Genomic DNA, 1,906 nt, shown 5'->3' with positions numbered 1-1,906 from the left:
CCGCCGCCGAGGTTGACGGTGACCTTGCCGGGGTTGCGGCGGATCAGCTGGTTGCCGTCGGCGTCGTAGACGTACGTCGTGACGGCCGAACCCTGAGCGAGTGAGGCGAGCTTGCCCTCGACGTCCCAGGTCAGCGTGGAGGCGTTGGCCGAGTCGGCGGCATTCCAGGTGGAGGTGCCCCACTTGGAATTCCAACCAGGCGCGTAGACGATGAACTTGCCGTCGTCCTGGACGGTCGCGAAGTAGCCGCTGGCGTTACCCGCCCAGGTCTGCGAGGACCAGAGCGAGACGCGCGGGGAGAGGCAGACGCCACCGCTGACGTACACGTGTCCGTAGACGAACCGGACCAGGGCAAGCGGCTCCACCTCCCCGTGGTAACCGATGCCCACCGGCCAAAAGTCGAGCCGCCCCTCGCCACACGATCCTCCACGCAACAGCTCCACGAGTTAACCCCTCAACAGCTGAGCGCCCCATCCGGCAACCGGATGGGGCGCTCATGACACAGACCTACTGGCTATCCACAGCCAACGGACTACTGCCGGGCGAATGGTTCTTGACCAGCGTCCACGCCAGTCATCGTCAGCCACTCCCCGTCCTGCTGCTTGGAATACTGGAAGAACCTCTCGCACTTCAGATCGCCGTCGACGGAGACCAGCTGGGCGACTGCGCCAGGTCCGGCGTCGTCAAGCGTCCCGTACTTCCAGGTGCCGGTGAACTTCACCACGGTCGGGGACTTCTTTCCACGACACATGGCCGGGAGCAGGTTTGCCTCGCCGATCTTGCCGCCCTCCAGAAACTGGATCGAAGCGACGGTTGTCTTCCAGGACCCGATGACAGCTGGGACAGGCTCCTTCCCCACCGTGCACGAAGCTGCCAGCGGCAGAGCACAAGCAAGAGAGGCGGTCAGGACACCCCGCCACTCCCGAGTGCGCACCCGGTCCGACCTCAAGGACACAATCACCCGATATCTCCGTTCCAGACCTATCAGATACTGCACAGCGTGCTACTCGAAATCGCTCGGGCGGGCAAAGTCATCCGAGGCGATGTACTTTCTCGCCTCGTCGAGGATCACCGCCTTGAGCTGCGAGTCGGAGGCTGCGGCGTTCGCCGCACCGATCCTCTCGCCCATCTTCCGACCGTACTCGTTGTTCACCAGGTCGGAAATGTGGTCGGCGTAGCCATGGCCTTCCCTCACGCCGAACGCCTCGTGGGCGTCTGCCACCATCTCGGCATTCTGCCGCCCGTACTTAGCCGTGATCATGGCCTGCCAGGTGAAGTGCCGGAAGGCGTTCACCTTCGGCGTGTCGTGGCCCTTGTCCTCGGGATACTCCTTGTACGGGACCTCCCCGGACCAACCCGTGATCTGCTTCATATCGAAGCAGTCGAGCGCCCCGACGTAGGCACAGAACATCAGCTCGGACTTCTTGGCCTTGCCGGTCGCGAGCGAGTCGTACGGCTGCGCTCCCGGGATCTGGGTCTGCCCGGGCTGCGTTTCGTACTTGAACTGGGTGTTCTTCTTGTACTCGTTCTCTAGTTCAAAGCCATAAGCTCGGCGTGCAGCCGCCTTCTCCGCCTCGACATCGGACGGCATGCTGCCGACCCAACCCGGCCCCAGCGGCAGCCCCTTGGCAATCCTGAACCGCACGTACCCAGCGTGTCGGGCAGGCTGTTCCTTCTGGATCTGCGCGACGATCTTCTGGTAGTTCTCGCCCTCGCCCTCGATCTTGGTGCCCATGTTGGAGCACTTGGCCATCCCGCTGGCGCATTCCTCCAGGGCCATGCCGGTGGGGTCGGTCTTGTTGACCGGGTCGTTGTTGCTGTACACGTAGGCGTTCCACTGCTGCGGGTCCGTAGGCAGGAGCAGCGGATCCGCGCTGAGGAAGCGGCCGGTGCTGGGCTGGTATTG

At 63.7% G+C, this 1,906-nt stretch carries 3 protein-coding genes; all 3 read right to left on the bottom strand.

All coding sequences use genetic code 11. The features are described 5' to 3' along the window. Positions 1-365 (bottom strand): hypothetical protein (locus tag AB0R04_RS38855; protein WP_363378897.1); only part of this gene is annotated, 365 nt, incomplete at its 3' end. 167 nt (positions 366-532) lie between these two features. Continuing rightward, positions 533-859: a hypothetical protein gene (locus AB0R04_RS38850; protein ID WP_363378895.1), complete on the bottom strand. Its 327-nt coding sequence runs from the start codon at positions 857-859 to the stop codon at positions 533-535. A 144-nt stretch (positions 860-1,003) separates the two neighbouring features. Further along, positions 1,004-1,906, bottom strand: a 903-nt coding sequence (locus tag AB0R04_RS38845) for an RHS repeat-associated core domain-containing protein (protein WP_363378893.1), incomplete at its 5' end; no start/stop codon positions are given.

The sequence above is a fragment of the Kitasatospora sp. NPDC056731 genome (assembly GCF_040687675.1).
Lineage (GTDB): Bacteria > Actinomycetota > Actinomycetes > Streptomycetales > Streptomycetaceae > Kitasatospora.
This window is presented reverse-complemented; position numbering and strand designations above follow the sequence as displayed.